Here is a 19,158-nt window from a genome sequence, read left to right on the forward strand (position 1 = left end):
GGACACCTACTCACAAGTTGCCGGGCGCCTCCGGGAGGAAAAGCATGGGTAGGTGAGCGACGCGTATGAGAAGGCGACCACGGACCAGGCGCCCCCCGGGGACAACGCGACCACCAGGGGCAACGCATCCGGCTATCTCCGTTTCCCCCATCTCAGCGGCGACCGCCTCTGCTTCGTCGCCGAGGACGACCTGTGGATGGCCCCCCTCGACGGGCCGGGCCGCGCCTGGCGGCTCACCGTCGACCGGACCAAGGTCGGCCACCCCCGCTTCTCCCCCGACGGCCGGCTCATCGCGTACACGAGCTGGCGCAGCCTCGTGCCGGAGATCCATCTGGCCCCGGTGGACGGCGGTCCCTCCCGCCGGCTCACCTACTGGGGCAGCGCGGACACCCAGGTCTGCGGCTGGTCGCCGCCCGAAAAGGACGGGCACAGCGACATCCTCGCCGTCGCCTCCCACGGCCAGCCCTTCTCGTACTTCACCTGGGCCTACAAGGTCCCCACCGACGGCGACCCCGGCGGCGCACTCCCCTGGGGCCCGGTCTCCGCCATCCAGGTCGCCGACCTCGACGGCGAACACAAGACGCTCCTGCTCACCGGCACCCCACCGCACGAACCCGCCGCCTGGAAGCGCTACCGGGGCGGCGCCACCGGCCGGCTCTGGCTGCACGGACGGCGACTGCTCGCCGACCTCGACGGCCACCTCGACTCCCCCATGTTCGTCGGCGGCCGTATCGCCTTCCTCTCCGACCACGAGGGCATCGGAAACCTGTACTCGTGCGCGTACGACGGTGGCGACCTGCGCCGCCACACCGACCACGACGCCTTCTACGCCCGGCACGCCTCCAGCGACGGCACCCGGGTCGTCTACCAGTGCGCCGGGGACCTGTGGATCGTCGACGACCTGTCCCCGGACTCGGTCCCGCGCCGCCTGGACGTCCGCCTCGGCGGTCCGCGCGCGGGACGCCGTACGTACCAGGTGCCCGCGGCGCAGCACGTGGACGGCATCTCGGTCGACGAGACGGGCCGGGCCAGCGCCGTCGTCGTACGCGGCAGCCTGCACTGGCTCACCCATCGCGACGGCCCCGCGCGCACCATCGCCGACACTCCCGGCGTACGCGTCCGGCTCCCCGAGATGCTCGGCTCCGGCGGCCGGATCGCCTACGTCACCGACGCGGACGGCGAGGACGCCGTCGAGATCGCCTTCCTCCCCCGGGCCTCCGGCCAGCGCGAGCCGCGCCGCCTTGCCTCCGGCGAACTGGGGCGCGTGCTGGAGATGGTCTCCGACCCGCAGGGCGAACGCCTCGCGATCGCCTCGAACGACGGACGACTGCTGATCCTCGACGCGACGGAGGAGTCGGGGGCCACGTCCACGTCCCGGACGGAGCCTGAGGAAGCCTCCGCGACAGAGCCCGACAGCATCTCGGAGCCGGAGTCCGAGGACACCTCACGGACGCAGGCCGAGGACACCTCACCGACGGGGGCCGAGGGCACCTCGCCGACGGGGTCCGAGGAAGCCTCCCGGACGGAGCCCGGCGGCACCTCACCGACCGAGGCCGAGGAAGCCTCCCGGACGGAGCCCGGCGACACCTCGCGGACGGAGTCCGAGGACGCCTCACCGACCGAGGCCGAGGGAGGGGAGGTCACCGAGCTGATCACCTCGATCAACGGGCCGGTCCGGGACCTCGCCTTCTCCCCGGACGGGGCCTGGCTGACCTGGTCGCACCCGGGGATCGGCCGCTCCCTGCGCCAGATCAAGATCGCGCGCATAAAGGACCGGCTCATCGTCGACGTCACCAACGGCCGCTTCGAGGACGAGAACCCCGTCTTCACCCGCGACGGCCGCTACCTCGCCTTCCTCTCCTGGCGCGGCTTCGACCCGGTCTACGACGTCCACACCGGCGACCTCTCCTTCCCGCTCGGCTGCCGGCCCTACCTCGTCCCCCTGTCCTCCGCCACCCCCTCCCCCTTCGCGCTCAACCCCGACGGGCGGCCGGTCGCCGGGGGCCTTGACCCGATCGAGGACGAGAGCGCGGACGGCGCGGTGAGCGTCGAGCTGGAAGGCCTGGAGAGCCGGGTGACCCCCTTCCCGGTCACCGCCTCCAAGTACTCGGCGCTGTACCCGGTCGCGGGCGGCGGCCTGGTCTGGCTGCGCTGGCCGATCTCGGGCGCCCTCGGCGAGACCTTCGTCAACCCCGACGACACCTCCGGGCGGCCGACGCTGGAGTTCTTCAACATCAGCAAGGCGAAGAAGTCCGAACTCGTCCAGCACCTGGACTGGTTCGCGGTCAGCGGCGACGGCTCCCGGCTGGTCGTCGTGGACGAGGGCGACCTGCGAGCGGTCCCCTCGACCGAGACCGGTGACTCCGACTCGACGGTCTGGATCGACCTGCGGCGCATCATCCACGAGGTGGACCCGCCCGCCGAGTGGCGCCAGGCCTACGCGGAGGCGGGCCGCCTCACCCGCGCCTACTTCTGGGAACCCCACATGTGCGGCATCGACTGGGACGGTGTGCTCGCCCAGTACCGCCCGCTGGTCGAACGAATCGCCTCCCCCGACGACTTCGCCGACCTCCTGCGCGAGGTCCTCGGCGAACTCGGCACCTCCCACGCGTACGTCGCCGCCGCCCGCCGCAACGAGGGCCCGGCCCACTACCAGCGCTGGCAGGGCCTGCTCGGCGCCAACTTCGTCCGCCGCAACGGCAGCTGGATGCTGAAGCGGATCCTCCCCGGCGACTCCTCCGACTCCAAGGCCCGCTCACCGCTCGCCGGCACCGGCATCCGCGAGGGCGCGGTCCTCACCCACGTCGACGGCCGCCCGGTCGACCCGGTCACCGGCCCCTACCCCCTGCTCGCGGGCGCGGGCGGTACGACGGTGGAGCTCACGTTCATCCCGGCGGCGGGCGAGGGGCCCTCACGCCGGGTGGCCGTCGTCCCGCTGATCGACGAGCGCCCTCTGCGCTACCAGGACTGGGTGGCCAAACGCCGCGAGGTCGTCCGGGAGTTGAGCGGGGGCCGGTGCGGCTACCTCCACATCCCCGACATGGGCGGCTCGGGCTGGGCCCAGTTCAACCGCGACCTGCGCCTGGAGGTCTCGCGTCCCGCGCTGATCGTCGACGTACGCGGCAACGCGGGCGGCCACATCAGCGAACTCGTCGTGGAGAAGCTCACCCGCACGATCCTCGGCTGGGACCTGACACGCAACGCCCAGCCGGTGTCGTACGCCTCGAACGCCCCGCGCGGTCCGATCGTCGCCCTCGCCGACGAGGCGACCGCCTCCGACGGCGACATGATCACCGCCGCGTTCAAACTGCTGAAGCTCGGCCCGGTCGTCGGCCAGCGCACCTGGGGCGGAGTCGTCGGCATGACCGGCCGCCACCGCCTCGGCGACGGCACGGTGATCACGGTGCCGATGAACGCGGCCTGGTTCGACGCGTACGGCTGGTCCGTCGAGAACCAGGGCGTCCCCCCGGACCTGGCGGTCCTGCGCACCCCCCTGGACTGGGCGGAGGGCCACCACACCGAAATGGACACCGCCATCCAACTGGCCCTCGACCTCCTGACCACCCACCACGCAGCCTCCCCACCCGACTACACAAACCCCCCCGACAGATCAAGACCAAAACTCCCCCCAAGATCTCGATAGGGGCGGGGAGGCGCCCCGTCAGGGAGGCGCCCCGCAGGGGCGCGGGGAACTGCGCGCCCAGCCACATAGAACCGGCACCAGAAAGCGCACCTGTCCGACCCAGACAAAAGCGTGGGGCGCCCCCAGCCAACAGGGGCGCCCCACAACTCGGCCTAAGCCGGCGCAGCGAACCGTCAGACGTCGTAGTCCTGGTCGAGCCGGTCCTTCGCCTCACGCTGCAGGCGCTCGGCCTCCGGGATCGACCGGTCGCCCCTCTGCGGGGAGCGCTCGCCCGTCTGCGGGGTACGCGCACCCGGCTGCGGGGAGTGCTCGCCGGGACGGGCCTTCTCCTGGCCCGTGTCCTGGCCCATCTTCTTCTTGCCCTGCTGCTTCATCTGCTCGGCCTTGTTCTGCATCTGGTCCTTCTTGCCCATGAGGTTTCACTCCCATTTGTGGGTGAGGGGGATCGGGCTCGACCAGACTGACACGCACCGACTACGCACGCATTTCGATCAGTTACTCACGGTGATATCCCCTGCTGACGCTGTTCGTCGGCCGCCCCTCCGGCACCCACGAGCCCCGTACCCACGCCCTTGAGCCGCGGCTCGAACCGCCGCATCTCCCGCTGTCCGACCGCCCCGATGATCCCGGGGAGGTAGCCCCGGACGCCCTGCATCCCGCGCAGCCACCACTGTGCGTACACATGACTGGACCTCCGCTCGATCCCCGCGACGATACGGTCGACGGCCGGCCCCAGCGGATACGTCTTGTTGGACGGCCACGGCAGCCGCTGCCTCAACTCCCGCATCACCTCGTCCTGATCGGCTCCGCGCACCATGTCGGTGTCGGTCCAGGACAGGTAACCGACCCCGACCCGTACGCCCTTGTGGCCGACCTCGGCGCGCAGGCTGTGCGCGTACGCCTCCACGCCCGACTTGGACGCGCAGTACGCCGTCATCATCGGCGCCGGGGTGATGGCCGCGAGCGAGGCGATCTGGAGCAGATATCCCCGGCTCTCCATCAGCACGGGCAGGAACGCCCGCGCGGTGACCGCCGATCCGATGAGGTTGACCTCGATGACCCGCCGCCAGGCGACGGGATCGGACTCGACGAAGGGACCGCCGTTCGCCACACCGGCGTTGGCGACGACGATGTCGACCTTCCCGAACCGTTCCTTCACCTCGGCCGCGACCTGGGCCATCGCCTCGTGGTCGGTGACATCGGCGTACCAGAAGCCGCTTTCGCCGTGCAGCCGGTCCGAGACCTGCTTGAGCGCGTCCGGCTCCAGGCCGACCAGCGCGACCTTGGCACCGCGCGCGGAGAGCTTGCGGGCGAGGAGTTCGCCGACGCCCCGCGCGGCCCCCGTGACGACCGCGACCTGCCCTTCCAGGCTCACCTTGGTCATGCGCTGCCCTCCTTGATCTCTGCGTAGGTGGAGACGAGTTCACGTATGCGGGCGGTGACCAGTTCCGGCGCCTCCACCGGTGTCATGTGCCCGAGCCCGGTCAGCTCGGTGATGCCGACACAGTTCGGCAGGGTCGCGACCAGGGCCCGCGCGTGCACCACGGGCGTCAGCCGGTCCGCCGTACCCACCACCACGGCCGTCGGCACCGCCAACGCCCGTACTCCGTGGTCGAGATCGAGCAGATCGAGCACCTTCGACCAGGCATGCCGCACCTTGCGCGGACAGGCGTGCACGATCCGCGCGCACGCCTCCACCATGCCCGGTGACGAACCGGCGCCCATGGTCGCGTACTTGAGGATCCGCCGGGCGACCGGTGTGACGGGCCCGAGCGGCGCGGCCGACCCGAGGATCCTCTTGGTCACCCGGGTCCGCAGCCACCCGGCCGGCATCGGCACCACCCGCGCCTCGGCCACCAGCCGCGAACTGCCCGTGCTGCACAGCAGGGCCGCCACCGCGTGCTCCCGGAACCGGGGCCGCGCCGAGGCGGCCATCAGCGTCATCCCACCCATGGAGTGCCCGACGAGCACGGCCTTCTCGCCGGGCGCGAGCGTGGCCCCGAGCACGGCTTCCAGGTCGTCGGCGAGCGCGTCCGCGGTGCACGTCTCGCTCACGGGACTGCGTCCGTGCCCACGCTGGTCGTAGGCGATCACCCGGTGGTCGACGGCGAGGTCCCGTATCTGCGCCGCCCAGAAGGCCGTCGAACAGGTCCAGCCGTGCGCGAGGACGACGATGGGCGCGGCCGGGTTGTCCTCGGGTCCGTGCACCTCCACGTGCAACCGGGCGCCGTCGGCGGAGATGGCGGTCAGTTCGCGCGCGGGCGCGGGCGGCGCGTACGCCCCGTGCTCCACATGCGTCAGTCGGCTCACGCTCCCGCCTCCACCTTCTTGGCGCCCTTTGCGCCGGAGTTCTTGGTGCGCGACTCGGGCGTGGGCGGCTCGGCTGTACTCGGCTCGGCTGTACTCGGCTCGGTTGCGCTCGGCTCGGTTGCGCTCGGCTCGGCTGTACTCGGCTCGGCTGTACTCGGCTCGGTTGCGCTCGGCTTGGGGGCGCGCAGCACCTCGTACTCTCCCAGGTCCACCCGCCGGGTGGCGCTACGGAACTCGGTCGTCGTGCCGGGCCAGATGGTGGTGTTGCGGCCGTTCGCGTCCAGGTACCAGCTGGTGCAGCCGCCGGTGTTCCACACGGTGCGCAGCATCCGCTCCTGGACCCCGTCGTTCCAGCCCTCCACGGCGCCGGGGCGGGCGTCGAGAGCCGCGCGTCCGCCCAGGACGTCCAGCTGCCGCATGTAGTCGGCCATGTAGTTCAGCTGGGACTCGATCATGAGGATCATGCTGGAGTTCCCGAGCCCGGTGTTCGGGCCGATGATCGTCATCCAGTTGGGGAACCCGGCCGCGGTGGCCCCGCGCAGCGACTTCATGCCGCCGCGCCACGCCTCCGCGAGCGTCCTGCCCTCCGCTCCGACGACCCGGTCCGCGATCGGCATGTCGGTGACGTGGAAGCCCGTACCGAAGATGATCGCGTCGACCTCGGCGGTGCTGCCGTCGGCGGCGACGAGCGTGGAGCCGTCGATCCTGGCGAGTCCGGAGGCCACGACGTCGACGTTGGACCGGGTGAGCGCCGGATAGTAGGTGTTGGAGAGCAGGATCCGCTTGCACCCGATCCGGTAGTCGGGGGTCAACTTGGCCCGCAACGCCGGATCCTGGACGGCCCGCGTCATGTTCCGCCTGGCCAGCCGCTCGACGAGGCCGAGCTCGCCCGGCCGCTTCGTGAACGCCTGGACCTGCAGCTCCCTGATCCCCCACAGCAGTCCGCGCCGGGCCTGTGTGGTGAAGGGCAGTTGCTTGTGCAGCCACCGTTCGGCGCCGCTGATGGCCCGGTCGACCCGGGGCATCACCCACGGCGGCGTGCGCTGGAAGAGGGTCAGCCGGGACACGTCCGGCTGGATGGCGGGCACGATCTGGATGGCGGAGGCGCCCGTGCCGATCATGGCGACGCGCTTGCCGCGCAGGTCGTAGTCGTGGTCCCAGCGGGCCGAGTGGAAGACCTTGCCGGGGAAGGAGTCGATCCCCGGTATGCCGGGGATCCTGGGATCGGAGAGCGGCCCGGTCGCCGACACGACGACATCGGCGGTGAGGAAGCCACGGCTGGTCTCGATCCCCCACCGGAACTTCTCCTGGTCCCACGTCATCATCTTCACTTCGGAGTCGAAGCGCAGATGCGGGCGCAGCCCGAAGACGTCCGTGACGTGTTCCAGATAGGCCCGGATGTGCTCCTGCCCCGAGAAGGTGCGCGGCCAGTCGGGGTGGGGCGCGAACGAGAACGAGTACAGGTGCGAGGGCACATCGCAGGCGCACCCCGGGTAGCTGTTGTCCCGCCACGTACCCCCGACGCTGCCGGCCCGTTCCAGGACGACGAAGTCGGTGATCCCTTCGCGGCGCAGCCGCACCGCGGCCCCCAGACCGCCGAACCCGGACCCGATCACCGCGACGCGCACATGCTCGTGCTCGGTCATCCCGACCATCCCACGCCTCCCTAGCCGCCCGACTCTGCCAGTGAACACTGGCGCAATGGGAGAGTAGAGCAGCTCCGTACTGATGGGTAGGGTTGCGACCACGAAAGTTACCGACGGTACGACGTAGGGTTTCGCACGTGGCGGAGAAGCGTGAGTACCGGATGGAGGAGCTGGCCAAGGAGGCCGGCATCACCGTGCGCACCCTGCGCTTCTACCGGGAGCGCAAGCTGATTCCGCCGCCCCGCCGCGAGGGCCGTATCGCCTGGTACGACCACACGCACCTGGCCCGTCTGCGCACGATCTCGGCGCTGCTCGAACGCGGCCACACCCTCAGCGGCATCGCGGAGCTGGCCGAGGCCTTCGACCACGGCCGTGACGTCGGTGAACTCCTCGGTCTGGGCGAGCCCACCGAGGAGACCCCCGTCCGCCTCTCCCCCGAGGAGCTCGCCGACGTCTTCGCCGGCCAGGCCACCCCGGAGAACCTCGCCGCGGCCCTCGACCTCGGCTATCTCGGCACCGACGGGGGTGAGATCGTCCACGTCAGCCGCCGCCTGCTCGACGTCTCGGCGGCCCTGGTCCGCGAGGGCATCCCCCTGGCCGACGTCCTCACCGCCGCCCGCCGCGTCCGCGATCACGCCGACGCCCTCGCCGACCTCTTCGTCGGCATCATCCTCACGGAGAACCGCACGGCGGAAGACCTCAAACGCCTGCGCCCCCTGGCGAAGAGCGTGGTGGAGGCGGAAGTGTCGATGGCTCTGGACCGGCGGCTGCAGGGCTACAACTCGTAGACGACCGTCACCGGCGCATGGTCGGACCAGCGCTCCGCGTGCGTCGCCGCCCGCTCCACGAACCCCTTCACGGCCTTGCCCGCGAGCCCCGGCGTCGAGACGTGGTAGTCGATGCGCCATCCGCTGTCGTTGTCGAAGGCCCGTCCCCGGTACGACCACCACGAGTACGGCCCCTCGACATCCGGGTGCAGCGCCCGCACGACGTCGACGTACCCGCCGTCGCCCGCGTCCAGGACCCGCCCCAGCCACTCGCGCTCCTCGGGCAGGAAGCCGGAGTTCTTCTTGTTGGCACGCCAGTTCTTGAGGTCGGCCTCCTGGTGGGCGATGTTCCAGTCGCCGCAGACGACGACCTCGCGCCCGTCGGCGGCGGCGCGCTCGCGCAGCTCCTTCAGATGGGCGAGGAACTCGTCCATGAACCGGACCTTCTCGTCCTGCCGTTCGGTTCCGACCTCGCCGGAGGGCAGATAGAGGCTGGCGACGGTGACACCGGGGAGGTCGGCTTCGACGTACCGTCCGCTGGAGTCGAACTCCTCGGACCCGAACCCGATGCGCACCCGGTCGGGCTCGCGCCGGGTGTACAGGGAGACGCCCGCGCGCCCCTTGGCGGCCGCGGGGGCGTGCACGACGTACCACCCCTCCGGCGCCCGCACCTCCTCGGGCAGCTGCCCGGGCTCGGCCCGCACCTCCTGAAGGCACAGCACGTCCGCGGAGGTCTCCGCGAGCCACTCCACGAACCCCTTCTTCGCGGCGGCTCTGAGCCCGTTCACATTCACCGAGGTAACAGTCAGCACCCGGGCACGATACTTAATCCATTCCACCCAGAGGGCGCATACATGTACGATACCCTGCATGAGTATCCGCCCGGTCCCGTACGACCACCCCGACGCCGTCAAGCTCAACGACCAGGTGCAGGCCGAATACGCCGAGCGCTACGGCGATGAGGGTGATGTCACACCGCTCGACGCGTCGATGTTCAAGCCGCCCCTCGGCCTGTACCTCCTCGCCTACGACGAGCGGGACCGCCCGATCGCGTCCGGCGGCTGGCGCAGCCAGGACAGGAACGACGAGGGGTACTCGGACGGCGACGCCGAGCTCAAGCGCATGTACGTGACCCCGGAGGCCCGCGGTCTCGGCCTCGCCCGCCGCATCCTGGCCGCCCTGGAGGACGACGCCCGCGCGGCCGGCCGCACCCGCATGGTCCTGGAGACCGGCGCCAAGCAGCCCGAGGCGGTCGCCCTGTACCTTTCCAGCGGCTACGAGCCCTGCGCCAAGTTCGGCTACTACCGCTTCCACGAACTCAGCCTCTGCTATGCCAAGCCGCTGACCATTCGGTGAACGAGAGAGTGTGGCCGCACAGGCAAGAACCCCGCCGGACGAATCCGACGGGGTTCTGAATTGCAGTGGACCTGAGGGGATTTGAACCCCTGGCCCCCTCGATGCGAACGAGGTGCGCTACCGGACTGCGCCACAGGCCCTTGCAACGAGTGAAACTCTAGCATCCTCGTCGGGGTGCTTGGAAATCCGTTCCTGGCTGGTCAGCCGGGGCTCCCGAGCGCCTGGTCATTCGTTGGCGGCGCGCGGCCGTTCGCCGTCCTCGTACTGGTCGAACAGCGGAGTGCGACCGCGCTCACGGGCCCGCCGGGCGGACGCGGCGCGCCGGGCGTCACTGCGACCGTCGTCGGCGGCCTCGGCCGTCTCGGCGGCTTCGTGGCCCTCCTCGGCGGCGGGCTCCGCCTCCGGCTCGCTCGGCTCGACGGCGCTGGAGCGCGCCGAGCTCCATGCGTCCGGCGCCCCCAGATCGACGCTGGACGTGGCCCTGGGCGCGACCGGCGCGGTCACGTACGTCGGCAGCGGGACCGGCACCGGGTCCCAGCTGTCGCCCCGGCCGGGGCCCCGCTGACGCTCACGCTGCTGGTCGACCCACTCGGCGTGGTCGGTCTGCTCGACGAGGGCGCGGCGGTCGGCCGCGAGCGCGGAAAGTCCTGGGTCGGTCTCCGGCTCGGGGCTGTCGTCGGGCTCGTCGGCGCCGGGGTCGACGGTGGGCCGCCGGCGCGGCTGCCGCTCCCTGAGCCGCTGCGCCGCGGCCTCGGCCCGGCGCCGGTCCATGGTGTACGTGAAGCGCCGTCGCTCCTGGGCGCGCAGATACACGATGTACGAGCTCAGCATCAGGGCGGGCACGCCGGGCGCCCACAGGAACGCGAGCCCCCCGACGGCCGCCACGATCGCGCCGAGCGTGAAGGCGAGGAAGAGCATCACGGTCGTACGCCGTCGGCGCGCGAGCACCTTCGAGCGCCGGGCGCGCGCCGCGGCCTCCGCCGCGGAGGCCCGCCGCGCGGCCGGGACCCTGGAGGCCCCGGAGTTGGCCGAATCCGATCCCGAACTCGAATCCGACGCCGAACCCGACGACGGCGCGGGTTGGGCCGACTGCTGCGGCACCGCCCGGCCGGCCGCCGAGGAGCCCTGTGGGGCACCCTGCCGGGCGGCGGCCTGTGGCGCCTGCTGCGGTTCGGGCTGGGCGGGCGGCGGGAGTTGGGCCTTGGTCTGCTGCCGGACCGGAGGCATGGCGAAGGACCGGACGTCCACCGAGTCGGTGACGGCGTCCGGATCGGCGCTGGGCTCCCCCTCTTCGGCGGAGCGCGCCCGCAGGTCCTTGGCGTACCGGCGCTCCATTCCCGCCCGTCCGGACAGCAGCCGGATGGCGGTGCTGAAGCGTTCCGTCGGACGGGCTTCGTTCAGCTCGTCCTGCCTACGGAGCCACATCGGCACCAAGTAGGCGGCCCAGGCCCCGACGATGACTGCGTAGATGAGGCCGCTGCTGCTCACGCCTCACACGGTAGAGGGGTTTGCATGAGGCCATCTGCCAATTCGGCCGGTGTGTCGCACGATCCGGCTGATATTTCGAGCTTTTTTTGTGACCGATGCGATCAGCAGGCCGCAGGGAGCGCGAATTTAATGCCCCGAGCCGATCACGCACCGATCAATTTCGAACACACATTTCATTTACTGAGTGCCGGGCTTGCTCTGGTTCTCCGAACGGGCCTGCATCGATCGTGCCCGCCGCCAACGCCCCAGCAACCCCTCCGGCACCTCTTCCGCGGTGAGCGCGAAGACGAGATGGTCCCGCCAGGCCCCGTCGATGTGGAGATAACGCGGCCGGAGCCCTTCCTCGCGGAATCCGAGTTTCTCCACGACCCGCCGGCTCGGCCCGTTCTCCGGGCGAATGCAGACTTCGATGCGGTGCAGTCCGACCGTGCGGAAGCAGTGGTCGCTCACCAGCGCCACGGCCGTCGGCATCACTCCGCGCCCCGCCACCGACTGGTCCACCCAGTAGCCGATGTGCCCGGAGCACATCGATCCCCAGGTGATCCCGGCGACGGTCAGCTGCCCGACCAGACGCCCCTGGTACTCGATGACGAAGGGCAGCATCCGGCCCGCGTTGGCCTCGGCACGCAGATGCCGGACCATCTGGCGGTAGGTCGGCCGGTGCGCTATCGGACCGCTGGGCGTGGGCGGCGGAATCGTCGCCTCCCAGGGCCGCAGCCAGTCCCGGTTGCGCCGGTTCACCTCGCGCCAGGCCCGCTGGTCGCGCACCTTTATCGGCCGGAGGACGACATCGCCGTCCACCAGCTCGACGGGCCAGGATGGGCTGTTCAGCTCGCACCCCCACTGCCGCTGGGTCTGGGGTGGTCGCCGCCACGGATCTGGTCGACGGCGTGGATCAGAAGGGGCTCCAGTACGGCCAGGCCGTCCTTCACCCCGCCGGTGGAACCCGGCAGGTTGACGATCAGCGTCCGTCCCGCGACTCCGGCGAGCCCCCGGGACAGCGCCGCCGTGGGCACCTTCTCTCTCCCGAACGCCCTGATGGCCTCGGGAATGCCCGGCACCTCGTGATCGAGCACCCGCCGGGTCGCCTCGGGCGTCCGGTCGGTGGGCGAGATCCCGGTCCCGCCGGTGGTCACGATCACGTCGTACCCGCCGTCGACACCCGCGCGCAGTGCCGCTTCCACGGGGTCGCCGTCCGGCACCACCCGGGGGCCGTCGACCTCGAAGCCGTACGCCGTGAGCCCCTCGGCGATCAAGGGGCCGCCCTTGTCCTCATAGACCCCCCCGGCGGCTCTGTTCGAGGCCGTGACCACGAGCGCGCGGTACGACGGTGCCGTCATGCCCGGCTCCAGTCGCCCGACTTTCCGCCCGTCTTCTCTTCCACCCGTACGTCCGTGATGACCGCCCCCTTGTCGACCGCCTTGACCATGTCGATCACGGTGAGGGCCGCCACGCTGACCGCGGTGAGGGCCTCCATCTCGACGCCCGTACGGTCGGTGGTCTTCACGGTGGCGAGGATCTCGACGGCGTCGTCCGCGACCGACAGATCAAGCTTGACACCCGAGACCGACAACGGGTGACAGAGCGGGATCAGATCCGGGGTGCGCTTGGCGCCCATGATGCCCGCGATGCGCGCGGTGGCCAGGGCGTCGCCCTTGGGGACGCCCTCACCACGCAGCAGTTCGATCACACGGGGCGAGACCAGGACACGACCGCTGGCGCGGGCGGTGCGCGCGGTCACGTCCTTCCCGGAGACGTCGACCATACGGGCGGCGCCCGCCTCGTCGATGTGGGTCAGTCGGTCCTGCGTACTCATGTCTGCGCGGCGCTCCCGGTCGGGCCTCTTGTGCGCGACACGGTACCGCCACTCGGGGCACTCAGCCGAGCAGGACCACTTCGACCTCGGTGCCGGGCTCGACCGAGGTGACGTCCTCGGGGACGACGATCAGCGCGTCGGCATGGGCGAGGGCCGCGACCAGGTGGGATCCGGCGCCGCCGACCGGGGTCACCTTGCCGTCGGCGTACCTCCCGCGCAGGAACTGCCGACGGCCGTCCGGCGAGGTCAGCGCCTTGCCCGTCTCCAGGGTCGCCCTGGTGGTGGGGCGGTGGATGTCGTCCAGGCCCGACAGGGTGCGGATCGCGGGGCGGACGAACAACTCGAAGGAGACGTACGAAGAGACGGGGTTGCCGGGGAGCGCGAGCAGCGGGGTGTGCTCGGGGCCGATCGTGCCGAAGCCCTGGGGCTTGCCGGGCTGCATGGCGAGCTTGCGGAAGTCGATACCGCTGCCCTCCTCGTCCTCGTCGCCCACCGAGGACAGGGCCTCCTTGACGACGTCGTACGCGCCTACGCTCACGCCGCCCGTGGTGACCAGCAGGTCCGCGCGGATGAGCTGGTCCTCGATGGTCGCGCGGAGCGTCTCGGCGTCGTCGGCGACCGCGCCCACCCGGTAGGCGATGGCCCCGGCCTCGCGCGCGGCGGCACACAGGGCGAAGCTGTTGGAGTCGTAGATCTGGCCGGGGCCCAACGGCTCGTCGGGCTGGACGAGTTCACTGCCGGTGGACAGGACGACCACGCGCGGGCGCGGGCGCACGCGTACGGTGCCGCGGCCGATCGCGGCGAGCAGGCCGATCTGCGGCGGGCCGAGGATCGTGCCGGCCTCGAGGGCGCGGTCCCCCGCCTTCACGTCGCTCCCCTTCGCGCGCACATGCGCGCGTGCCTCGGCCGGGCGGTGGACGCGCACCTGGCCGGAGCCGCCCTCGGGGGCCGCGCTGTGGGCGCGCATCCCGGAGACGGGGCCCTCCCCCAGGCCGCCGTCGGTCCACTCCACCGGGACGACGGCCTCGGCGCCGGGCGGCAGTGGGGCGCCGGTCATGATGCGGGCGGCCTCACCGGGGCCCACATGGAGCCGCTCGCCCTGGCCGGCCGCCACGTCGCCGACGACCGTGAGGACCGCCGGATACTCCTCGCTCGCGCCCGCGACATCGGCGACCCGGACCGCGTACCCGTCCATCGAGCTGTTGTCGAACGGCGGCAGGGAGACCGGCACCGTGACGTCCTCGACCAGGACACAGCCCTGGGCGTCGAGGAGTTGCAGCTCGATGGGTTCGAGAGGGCGAACGGTCGCGAGGATGTCCTCCAGGTGCTCGGTCACCGACCAGAGATGGTCCTGGCCGGTGACACGGGTCGCGGCGCTGCTCAAATTCCTACATCTCCTCGGCTACGTAACTGCGAAGCCAGGTCCGGAAGTCCGGGCCCAGGTCCTCACGTTCGCACGCGAGCCTGACAATGGCACGCAGATAGTCGCCGCGGTCGCCGGTGTCATAGCGGCGGCCCTTGAAGACGACGCCGTGCACGGGGCCGCCGACCTTCTCGTCCTGCGCGAGCTGCTGGAGGGCGTCGGTGAGCTGGATCTCGCCGCCGCGGCCCGGCTCGGTCTTGCGGAGTATGTCGAAAATGTGCGGGTCGAGGACATAACGCCCGATGATCGCGTAGTTGCTGGGCGCGTCCGCCGGGTCCGGCTTCTCGACCAGGCCCGTCACCTTGACGAGGTCGCCCTCCGCGGTGGTCTCGACGGCCGCGCAGCCGTAGAGGTGGATCTGCTCGGGCGCGACCTCCATGAGCGCGATGACGCTGCCGCCGTACTGCTCCTGGACCTCGACCATGCGGGCGAGGAGGGGGTCACGGGGGTCGATCAGGTCGTCGCCGAGGAGCACGGCGAAGGGCTCGTGACCGACATGCGGAGCCGCACACAGGACGGCGTGGCCGAGGCCCTTGGGGTCGCCCTGGCGCACGTAGTGCATGGTGGCCAGGTCGCTGGACTCCTGGACCTTGGCGAGCCGGTCGGCGTCACCCTTCTTCTGGAGGGCGGACTCCAGCTCATAATTGCGGTCGAAGTGGTCCTCAAGGGGACGCTTGTTGCGGCCGGTGATCATCAGGACGTCGTCGAGACCCGCCGACACGGCCTCTTCGACCACGTACTGGATCGCCGGCTTGTCGACGACCGGCAGCATCTCCTTGGGAGTGGCCTTGGTGGCCGGCAGGAACCGGGTGCCGAGGCCTGCTGCGGGGATGACAGCCTTGCTGATCCTGGGGTGCGACTCAGTCATGCGCGTAACCATATCCGGTGGCTATGAGCGCAATCTGTTGGTCCCGTTAAATAGCTCTCATATGAGCGCATAAGGAACGGTACGGAGTGAGCTGTGAGCCACGTGGGACGTGCGGCAGAGTCTGACAAGCGAATGTTGCGGCGAGGATTCCTCGCGGTGAGAAGCAGGTTGACACCCTACGACCTGCGGGAAGCCGCCGGGACACTGGCACTGCGGGCGCTGGAGCTGCCGGAGCTGGCGCGAGCGCGCACGGTGGCGGCGTACGTCTCCGTGGGGAGCGAGCCGGGCACCCTCGCACTCCTGGACGCGCTCCACGCGCGCGGGGTGCGCGTGCTGCTGCCGGTCCTGATGGCGGACAACGACCTGGACTGGGGCGCGTACGCCGGAGAGGGCTCCCTGGAGCGTGTCCAACACGGCGGCAGGATGGCTCTCTTGGAGCCGGCGGGCGAGCGGCTCGGTCCCGAGGCCGTCCAGGACGCCGACGCCGTCCTGCTGCCCGGCCTGGCCGTGGACCGGCGCGGAATGCGTCTGGGCCGCGGCGGCGGCTCGTACGACCGCGTACTGGCCCGCCTGGAGCGTGCGGGGGCCGATCCCGCGCTGGTGGTGCTGCTGTACGACGCGGAGGTCGTCGAGCACGTCCCGGCGGAACCTCACGACCGTCCCGTCCACGCGGTGGTGACGCCCTCGGGGGTGCGTCGCTTCGGCTGACGGGCCCGGGTAGGTGAAAGGGCCCTCCACGCGTGCGTGGAGGGCCCTTTCACCTGTCGCCGTCAGTGACTCAAGGTCGCTTCCAGTGACTCACGGTCGCCGTCGGTGGCTCACGGCTTGAGCACCAGGGTGTCGCTCGTGCTCTTGTCGACCGCCTTGTCCGAGAAGGACCACGGCAGCAGTTCACCCTTGGCCCACTTGTCCGTCTGGTCGGTGTAGTGGGCGCTGAAGGCGTGCCCGGAGGCGCCGGAGAGGTTGATCCACTTCGACTTGTCGAAGTCGTCGAGGTTGACCACCATCCGCATGGACGGCACCCAGACCACTCCGTAGCCGCCCGCGGCGTTCCAGCCGGTCGCGTTGACCGTAGCCTCGCCGCCGCTGAGCTTCCAGGGGCCGCGGTTGAGCATGTACTGCAGGACGCCGGGACCGTCGGTGCCCATGGTCTGGTTCTTCAGGAACAGGCGGTGCAGCCGGCCCCAGCTCCAGGTGTCCATGTCCTTGCCGAGCTTGGCGGTCAGCTCCCAGCGGGCGTCCTTCATGGCCCGCGCGAACAACTGGTCGCGGTTGTCGGCCGCATCGTCGAGGCGCGTCTTGGGCGCCTTCCACCAGTCGTTGTTCTGATCGTCGATGATCTTGCGGACCACCTCGAACCAGCGGTCCCCGCCGTCCGGCTGCGCCTGGTCCGCCTCACGCTGACCGCACTCGCGCACGGTCTGGTTCTCGTCCGCGGGGCCGGTGGTGTCGACCGGGGCGACGTTCAGGCACTGGCCCTTGACCCGCAGCTCCTTGGGCAGCTTGTTGCCGAAGGCGAGCTTGAGGATGTTGCGCCAGGTCGCGTTGAAGTACGCGGCCGCCGCGGAGTCGGCGTCCTGGGTGTAGTCCCAGCCCTCCAGGAGCTTCTGCGCCTCGCGGACGTTCTTGTCGGCGACGTCGATCTTGAGCAGCTTGGGCACGATCAGCTTGGCGATCTCACTGCTGTCGTCGAGCTGCATCTGGCGCATGTCGTCGGTCGAGATCTTGCCGCCGCCCTTGATCTTCGCCTCGATGAGATCGGTGATCCGCTGGCTGCGCGTTCCGTAACCCCAGTCCGTGGTGAGCGTGTAGGGGTACTTGTCCTTGTCGACGACCGCCTGGTTGGCGGTCACGATGTAGCCGCGCTTCGGGTCGTACTCGTAGGGCAGCTCGGACTGCTTGATGTAGCCGGTCCACGTGTACTTGGGGTCCCAGCCGGGCGACGGGAGCGAGCCGTCGTCACCCTTCGACCGGGTCGGGATCTTGCCCGGCAGCTGGTAGCCGATGTGGTCGTTGGTGTCGGCGTAGATCAGGTTCTGCGAGGGCACGTCGAAGGACGCGGCCGCCTTGCGGAACTCGGACCAGTTCGACGCCTTGTCCAGCTGGAAGACGGCATCCATCGAGTTGCCCGGGTCCAGGGCGGTCCAGCGCAGCGCGATGGCGTAGCCGTCGCCGCGGTCGGGCGCCCCGCTGTCGACGGTGGCCTTCTTGCCGACCTTGACCAGTTCGTCGTCACGGTCGGAGAGCAGCGGCATCCCGTCCTTGGTCTCCCGGACGACGATCGTCTTGTCCCCGCCGCCCGCGACCTTGATCGTTTCCCTGCGGGTCGTGAAGGGCAGCACCTTGCCGTCGTACTCGTAGCCCTCGCCGGTGATCTTCTCCAGGTAGAGGTCGGTGACGTCGACCCCGGAGTTGGTCATGCCCCAGGCGATGTCCTGGTTGTGGCCGATGACCACGCCGGGCATGCCCGCGAAGGTGTATCCGGAGACGTCGTACTGGCACTTGCTGGAGACGCTCGTGCAGTGCAGGCCCATCTGGTACCAGACCGAGGGCAGCGAGGCCGACAGGTGCGGGTCGTTGGCCAGCAGCGGCTTGTTGGTGATCGTGTACTTGCCCGCGACGACCCAGGAGTTCGAGCCGATGCCGTTGCCGTTCACGCCGACGGCGGTGGGCACGTTGTCGAGCACGTTGTAGAGCCTGGAGAGCTGGCTCTGCAGGCCGTTGGGCGCGGTGGCGTTCCCCGCGAGGCCGGTGCCCGACGTGGACTGCGTCCCGCTGCCCGCCGTCGTGCTGCTGCCCTGGACGTACGACCCCGTGACGCTGTCGTACTGGCCCTCCTGGGTGATCGTCTTGTTCCGGCTGTACGGGTACTCCGGGTACAGGTCGGCGATCTGCTTCGGGCCCAGCCGGCTGGTCATCAGGGAGCGGTCGATCTCTTCCTGCATGTTGCCGCGCAGGTCCCAGGCCATCGCCTTCAGCCACGCGACCGAGTCGACCGGGGTCCACTCCTGGGGCTTGTAGTCGTTGGTGAAACCAAGGGCCGCGTACTCCAGGGAGATGTCCTTGCCGTCCTTGCCCTTCAGGTAGGCATTGACTCCCTTGGCGTACGCCTGGAGGTACTTCTTCGTGGAGGGCGACAGCTTCGTGTCGTACTCCTCCTTGGCGACCCGGTCCCAGCCCATCGTGCGCAGGAACTCGTCGTTCTTGACCTGGCTCGAGCCGAACATCTCGGACAGCCGGCCCGAGGTCATGTGACGGCGTACGTCCATCTCGTAGAACCGGTCCTGCGCCTGGACGTAGCCCTGCGCCATGAACAGGTCCGCGTCGGACGAGGCGTAGATCTGCGGGATCCCGTTGCCGTCCCGCTTGACGTCCACGGGACCCGACAGCCCGTCGAGCGTGAGGGAGCCCTTGGTCTGCGGGAAGGAGGCGCGGACGGTACTGACCCCCCAGTAACCGCCATAGGCAACGCCTCCGAAGAGGGCCAGAACCAGGACGATCAGGACCAGTCGGGCCTTGCGCCCCTTCTTCCTGCCGGACTTGCCCGGCTTCTGGCCGGAAGAGGCGGTGGTGTTCGGGGGCATCGCTGTCCTTGCTGTCCTAACGCGAGCGGCAGGCGGTCCTGGAGTGCTGGAGCAACCATAGGCGCAGGGCCCGACGCGCCTTGACGCGGAGTCGGGTACAGGACGGACGAGCGTTCGATCTCGGCCCCTGGAGTGTCAAGAAAGCGTCAAGAGTTAGGTAAGGTAACGAAGTACTTGGGCTCATGTACCGACTTCGGGCGTTCGGATCGACGTGCTGGGATCCACGCGATCACCTCGATTCCACGCGTTGACCTCGA

Annotated in this window: 16 protein-coding genes and 1 tRNA gene; 4 read left to right on the forward strand and 13 right to left on the reverse strand. The window is 70.3% G+C overall.

What is annotated here, in order from left to right; translation table 11 throughout:
- Positions 1-52: 52 nt before the first annotated feature.
- The gene (locus ACFVWD_RS10895; protein ID WP_389595127.1) at positions 53-3,643 is read left to right on the forward strand and encodes a S41 family peptidase; all 3,591 of its coding nucleotides are present in this window, start codon (positions 53-55) and stop codon (positions 3,641-3,643) included.
- A gap of 173 nt (positions 3,644-3,816) precedes the next feature.
- Here ACFVWD_RS10895 and ACFVWD_RS10900 read toward each other — a convergent pair whose 3' ends face one another.
- From ACFVWD_RS10900 to ACFVWD_RS10915, 4 genes are all read right to left on the reverse strand, one after another.
- Positions 3,817-4,056, reverse strand: a complete 240-nt coding sequence (locus tag ACFVWD_RS10900; RefSeq protein ID WP_389595129.1) for a hypothetical protein — start codon at positions 4,054-4,056, stop codon at positions 3,817-3,819.
- 86 nt (positions 4,057-4,142) lie between these two features.
- Positions 4,143-5,027, reverse strand: coding sequence for an SDR family oxidoreductase (locus ACFVWD_RS10905; protein WP_168492548.1), 885 nt, complete (start codon positions 5,025-5,027; stop codon positions 4,143-4,145).
- Positions 5,024-5,953, reverse strand: a complete 930-nt coding sequence (locus ACFVWD_RS10910; protein WP_389595131.1) for an alpha/beta fold hydrolase — start codon at positions 5,951-5,953, stop codon at positions 5,024-5,026. Before ACFVWD_RS10910 ends, ACFVWD_RS10905 begins: the two co-directional genes overlap by 4 nt.
- Positions 5,950-7,599, reverse strand: a complete 1,650-nt coding sequence (locus tag ACFVWD_RS10915) for an NAD(P)-binding domain-containing protein (RefSeq protein ID WP_389595167.1) — start codon at positions 7,597-7,599, stop codon at positions 5,950-5,952. The genes ACFVWD_RS10910 and ACFVWD_RS10915 overlap by 4 nt, the downstream gene beginning before the upstream one ends.
- A 161-nt stretch (positions 7,600-7,760) precedes the next feature.
- Here ACFVWD_RS10915 and ACFVWD_RS10920 point away from each other — a divergent pair, with 161 nt between their 5' ends.
- Complete coding sequence (locus tag ACFVWD_RS10920) at positions 7,761-8,387, forward strand: MerR family transcriptional regulator (RefSeq protein ID WP_389595169.1); 627 nt, start codon at positions 7,761-7,763, stop codon at positions 8,385-8,387.
- Here the strand turns inward: ACFVWD_RS10920 and ACFVWD_RS10925 are convergent.
- On the reverse strand, positions 8,375-9,178 hold the full coding sequence (locus ACFVWD_RS10925; protein ID WP_389595133.1) for an exodeoxyribonuclease III: 804 nt from the start codon (positions 9,176-9,178) through the stop codon (positions 8,375-8,377). The two genes, ACFVWD_RS10920 and ACFVWD_RS10925, sit on opposite strands and share 13 nt — an antisense overlap.
- A gap of 58 nt (positions 9,179-9,236) precedes the next feature.
- On the opposite strand from ACFVWD_RS10925, the gene ACFVWD_RS10930 reads away from it, so the two are divergent.
- A complete protein-coding gene (locus ACFVWD_RS10930; RefSeq protein ID WP_389595135.1) occupies positions 9,237-9,722 on the forward strand; it encodes a GNAT family N-acetyltransferase in 486 nt (161 codons plus the stop codon).
- 66 nt (positions 9,723-9,788) lie between these two features.
- Here the strand turns inward: ACFVWD_RS10930 and ACFVWD_RS10935 are convergent.
- The 7 genes from ACFVWD_RS10935 to galU all read right to left on the reverse strand — a co-directional run bounded on the left by ACFVWD_RS10935 (position 9,789) and on the right by galU (position 15,317).
- A tRNA-Ala gene (locus ACFVWD_RS10935) sits at positions 9,789-9,862 on the reverse strand.
- 85 nt (positions 9,863-9,947) lie between these two features.
- Complete coding sequence (glpR, locus tag ACFVWD_RS10940) at positions 9,948-11,210, reverse strand: gephyrin-like molybdotransferase receptor GlpR (RefSeq protein WP_389595137.1); 1,263 nt, start codon at positions 11,208-11,210, stop codon at positions 9,948-9,950.
- Positions 11,211-11,387: 177 nt separating this feature from the next.
- Positions 11,388-12,041, reverse strand: coding sequence for a GNAT family N-acetyltransferase (locus ACFVWD_RS10945; protein WP_389595171.1), 654 nt, complete (start codon positions 12,039-12,041; stop codon positions 11,388-11,390).
- Complete coding sequence (locus ACFVWD_RS10950; protein ID WP_389595139.1) at positions 12,038-12,550, reverse strand: molybdenum cofactor biosynthesis protein B; 513 nt, start codon at positions 12,548-12,550, stop codon at positions 12,038-12,040. Before ACFVWD_RS10950 ends, ACFVWD_RS10945 begins: the two co-directional genes overlap by 4 nt.
- Positions 12,547-13,026, reverse strand: coding sequence for a cyclic pyranopterin monophosphate synthase MoaC (gene moaC / locus ACFVWD_RS10955; protein WP_053852462.1), 480 nt, complete (start codon positions 13,024-13,026; stop codon positions 12,547-12,549). The genes ACFVWD_RS10950 and moaC overlap by 4 nt, the downstream gene beginning before the upstream one ends.
- Before the next feature lie 61 nt (positions 13,027-13,087).
- Positions 13,088-14,410 (reverse strand): gephyrin-like molybdotransferase Glp, encoded by a 1,323-nt coding sequence (glp, locus tag ACFVWD_RS10960; RefSeq protein WP_389595140.1) that lies wholly within the window; start codon positions 14,408-14,410, stop codon positions 13,088-13,090.
- 4 nt (positions 14,411-14,414) lie between these two features.
- Positions 14,415-15,317, reverse strand: a complete 903-nt coding sequence (galU, locus tag ACFVWD_RS10965; RefSeq protein ID WP_389595141.1) for a UTP--glucose-1-phosphate uridylyltransferase GalU — start codon at positions 15,315-15,317, stop codon at positions 14,415-14,417.
- Between the two features lie 132 nt (positions 15,318-15,449).
- Here galU and ACFVWD_RS10970 point away from each other — a divergent pair, with 132 nt between their 5' ends.
- Positions 15,450-16,025, forward strand: a complete 576-nt coding sequence (locus tag ACFVWD_RS10970) for a 5-formyltetrahydrofolate cyclo-ligase (RefSeq protein WP_389595143.1) — start codon at positions 15,450-15,452, stop codon at positions 16,023-16,025.
- Between the two features lie 110 nt (positions 16,026-16,135).
- Here the strand turns inward: ACFVWD_RS10970 and ACFVWD_RS10975 are convergent, their stop codons facing one another.
- A complete protein-coding gene (locus ACFVWD_RS10975) occupies positions 16,136-18,901 on the reverse strand; it encodes a penicillin acylase family protein (RefSeq protein WP_389595145.1) in 2,766 nt (921 codons plus the stop codon).
- Between the last annotated feature and the right edge of the window lie 257 nt (positions 18,902-19,158).

The sequence above is a fragment of the Streptomyces sp. NPDC058086 genome (assembly GCF_042885015.1).
In the GTDB taxonomy this organism is placed as follows: domain Bacteria; phylum Actinomycetota; class Actinomycetes; order Streptomycetales; family Streptomycetaceae; genus Streptomyces.

What these genes read in the sequence shown, in the direction of transcription:
- ACFVWD_RS10930 (WP_389595135.1), top strand. Translation starts at nt 9,237, where the DNA reads ATGAGTATCCGCCCGGTCCCGTACGACCACCCCGACGCCGTCAAGCTC.
- ACFVWD_RS10970 (WP_389595143.1), top strand. Translation starts at nt 15,450, where the DNA reads ATGTTGCGGCGAGGATTCCTCGCGGTGAGAAGCAGGTTGACACCCTAC.
- moaC (WP_053852462.1), bottom strand. Translation starts at nt 13,026, where the DNA reads ATGAGTACGCAGGACCGACTGACCCACATCGACGAGGCGGGCGCCGCC.
- ACFVWD_RS10905 (WP_168492548.1), bottom strand. Translation starts at nt 5,027, where the DNA reads ATGACCAAGGTGAGCCTGGAAGGGCAGGTCGCGGTCGTCACGGGGGCC.
- galU (WP_389595141.1), bottom strand. Translation starts at nt 15,317, where the DNA reads ATGACTGAGTCGCACCCCAGGATCAGCAAGGCTGTCATCCCCGCAGCA.
- ACFVWD_RS10920 (WP_389595169.1), top strand. Translation starts at nt 7,761, where the DNA reads ATGGAGGAGCTGGCCAAGGAGGCCGGCATCACCGTGCGCACCCTGCGC.
- ACFVWD_RS10975 (WP_389595145.1), bottom strand. Translation starts at nt 18,901, where the DNA reads ATGCCCCCGAACACCACCGCCTCTTCCGGCCAGAAGCCGGGCAAGTCC.
- ACFVWD_RS10915 (WP_389595167.1), bottom strand. Translation starts at nt 7,599, where the DNA reads ATGACCGAGCACGAGCATGTGCGCGTCGCGGTGATCGGGTCCGGGTTC.
- ACFVWD_RS10900 (WP_389595129.1), bottom strand. Translation starts at nt 4,056, where the DNA reads ATGGGCAAGAAGGACCAGATGCAGAACAAGGCCGAGCAGATGAAGCAG.
- ACFVWD_RS10950 (WP_389595139.1), bottom strand. Translation starts at nt 12,550, where the DNA reads ATGACGGCACCGTCGTACCGCGCGCTCGTGGTCACGGCCTCGAACAGA.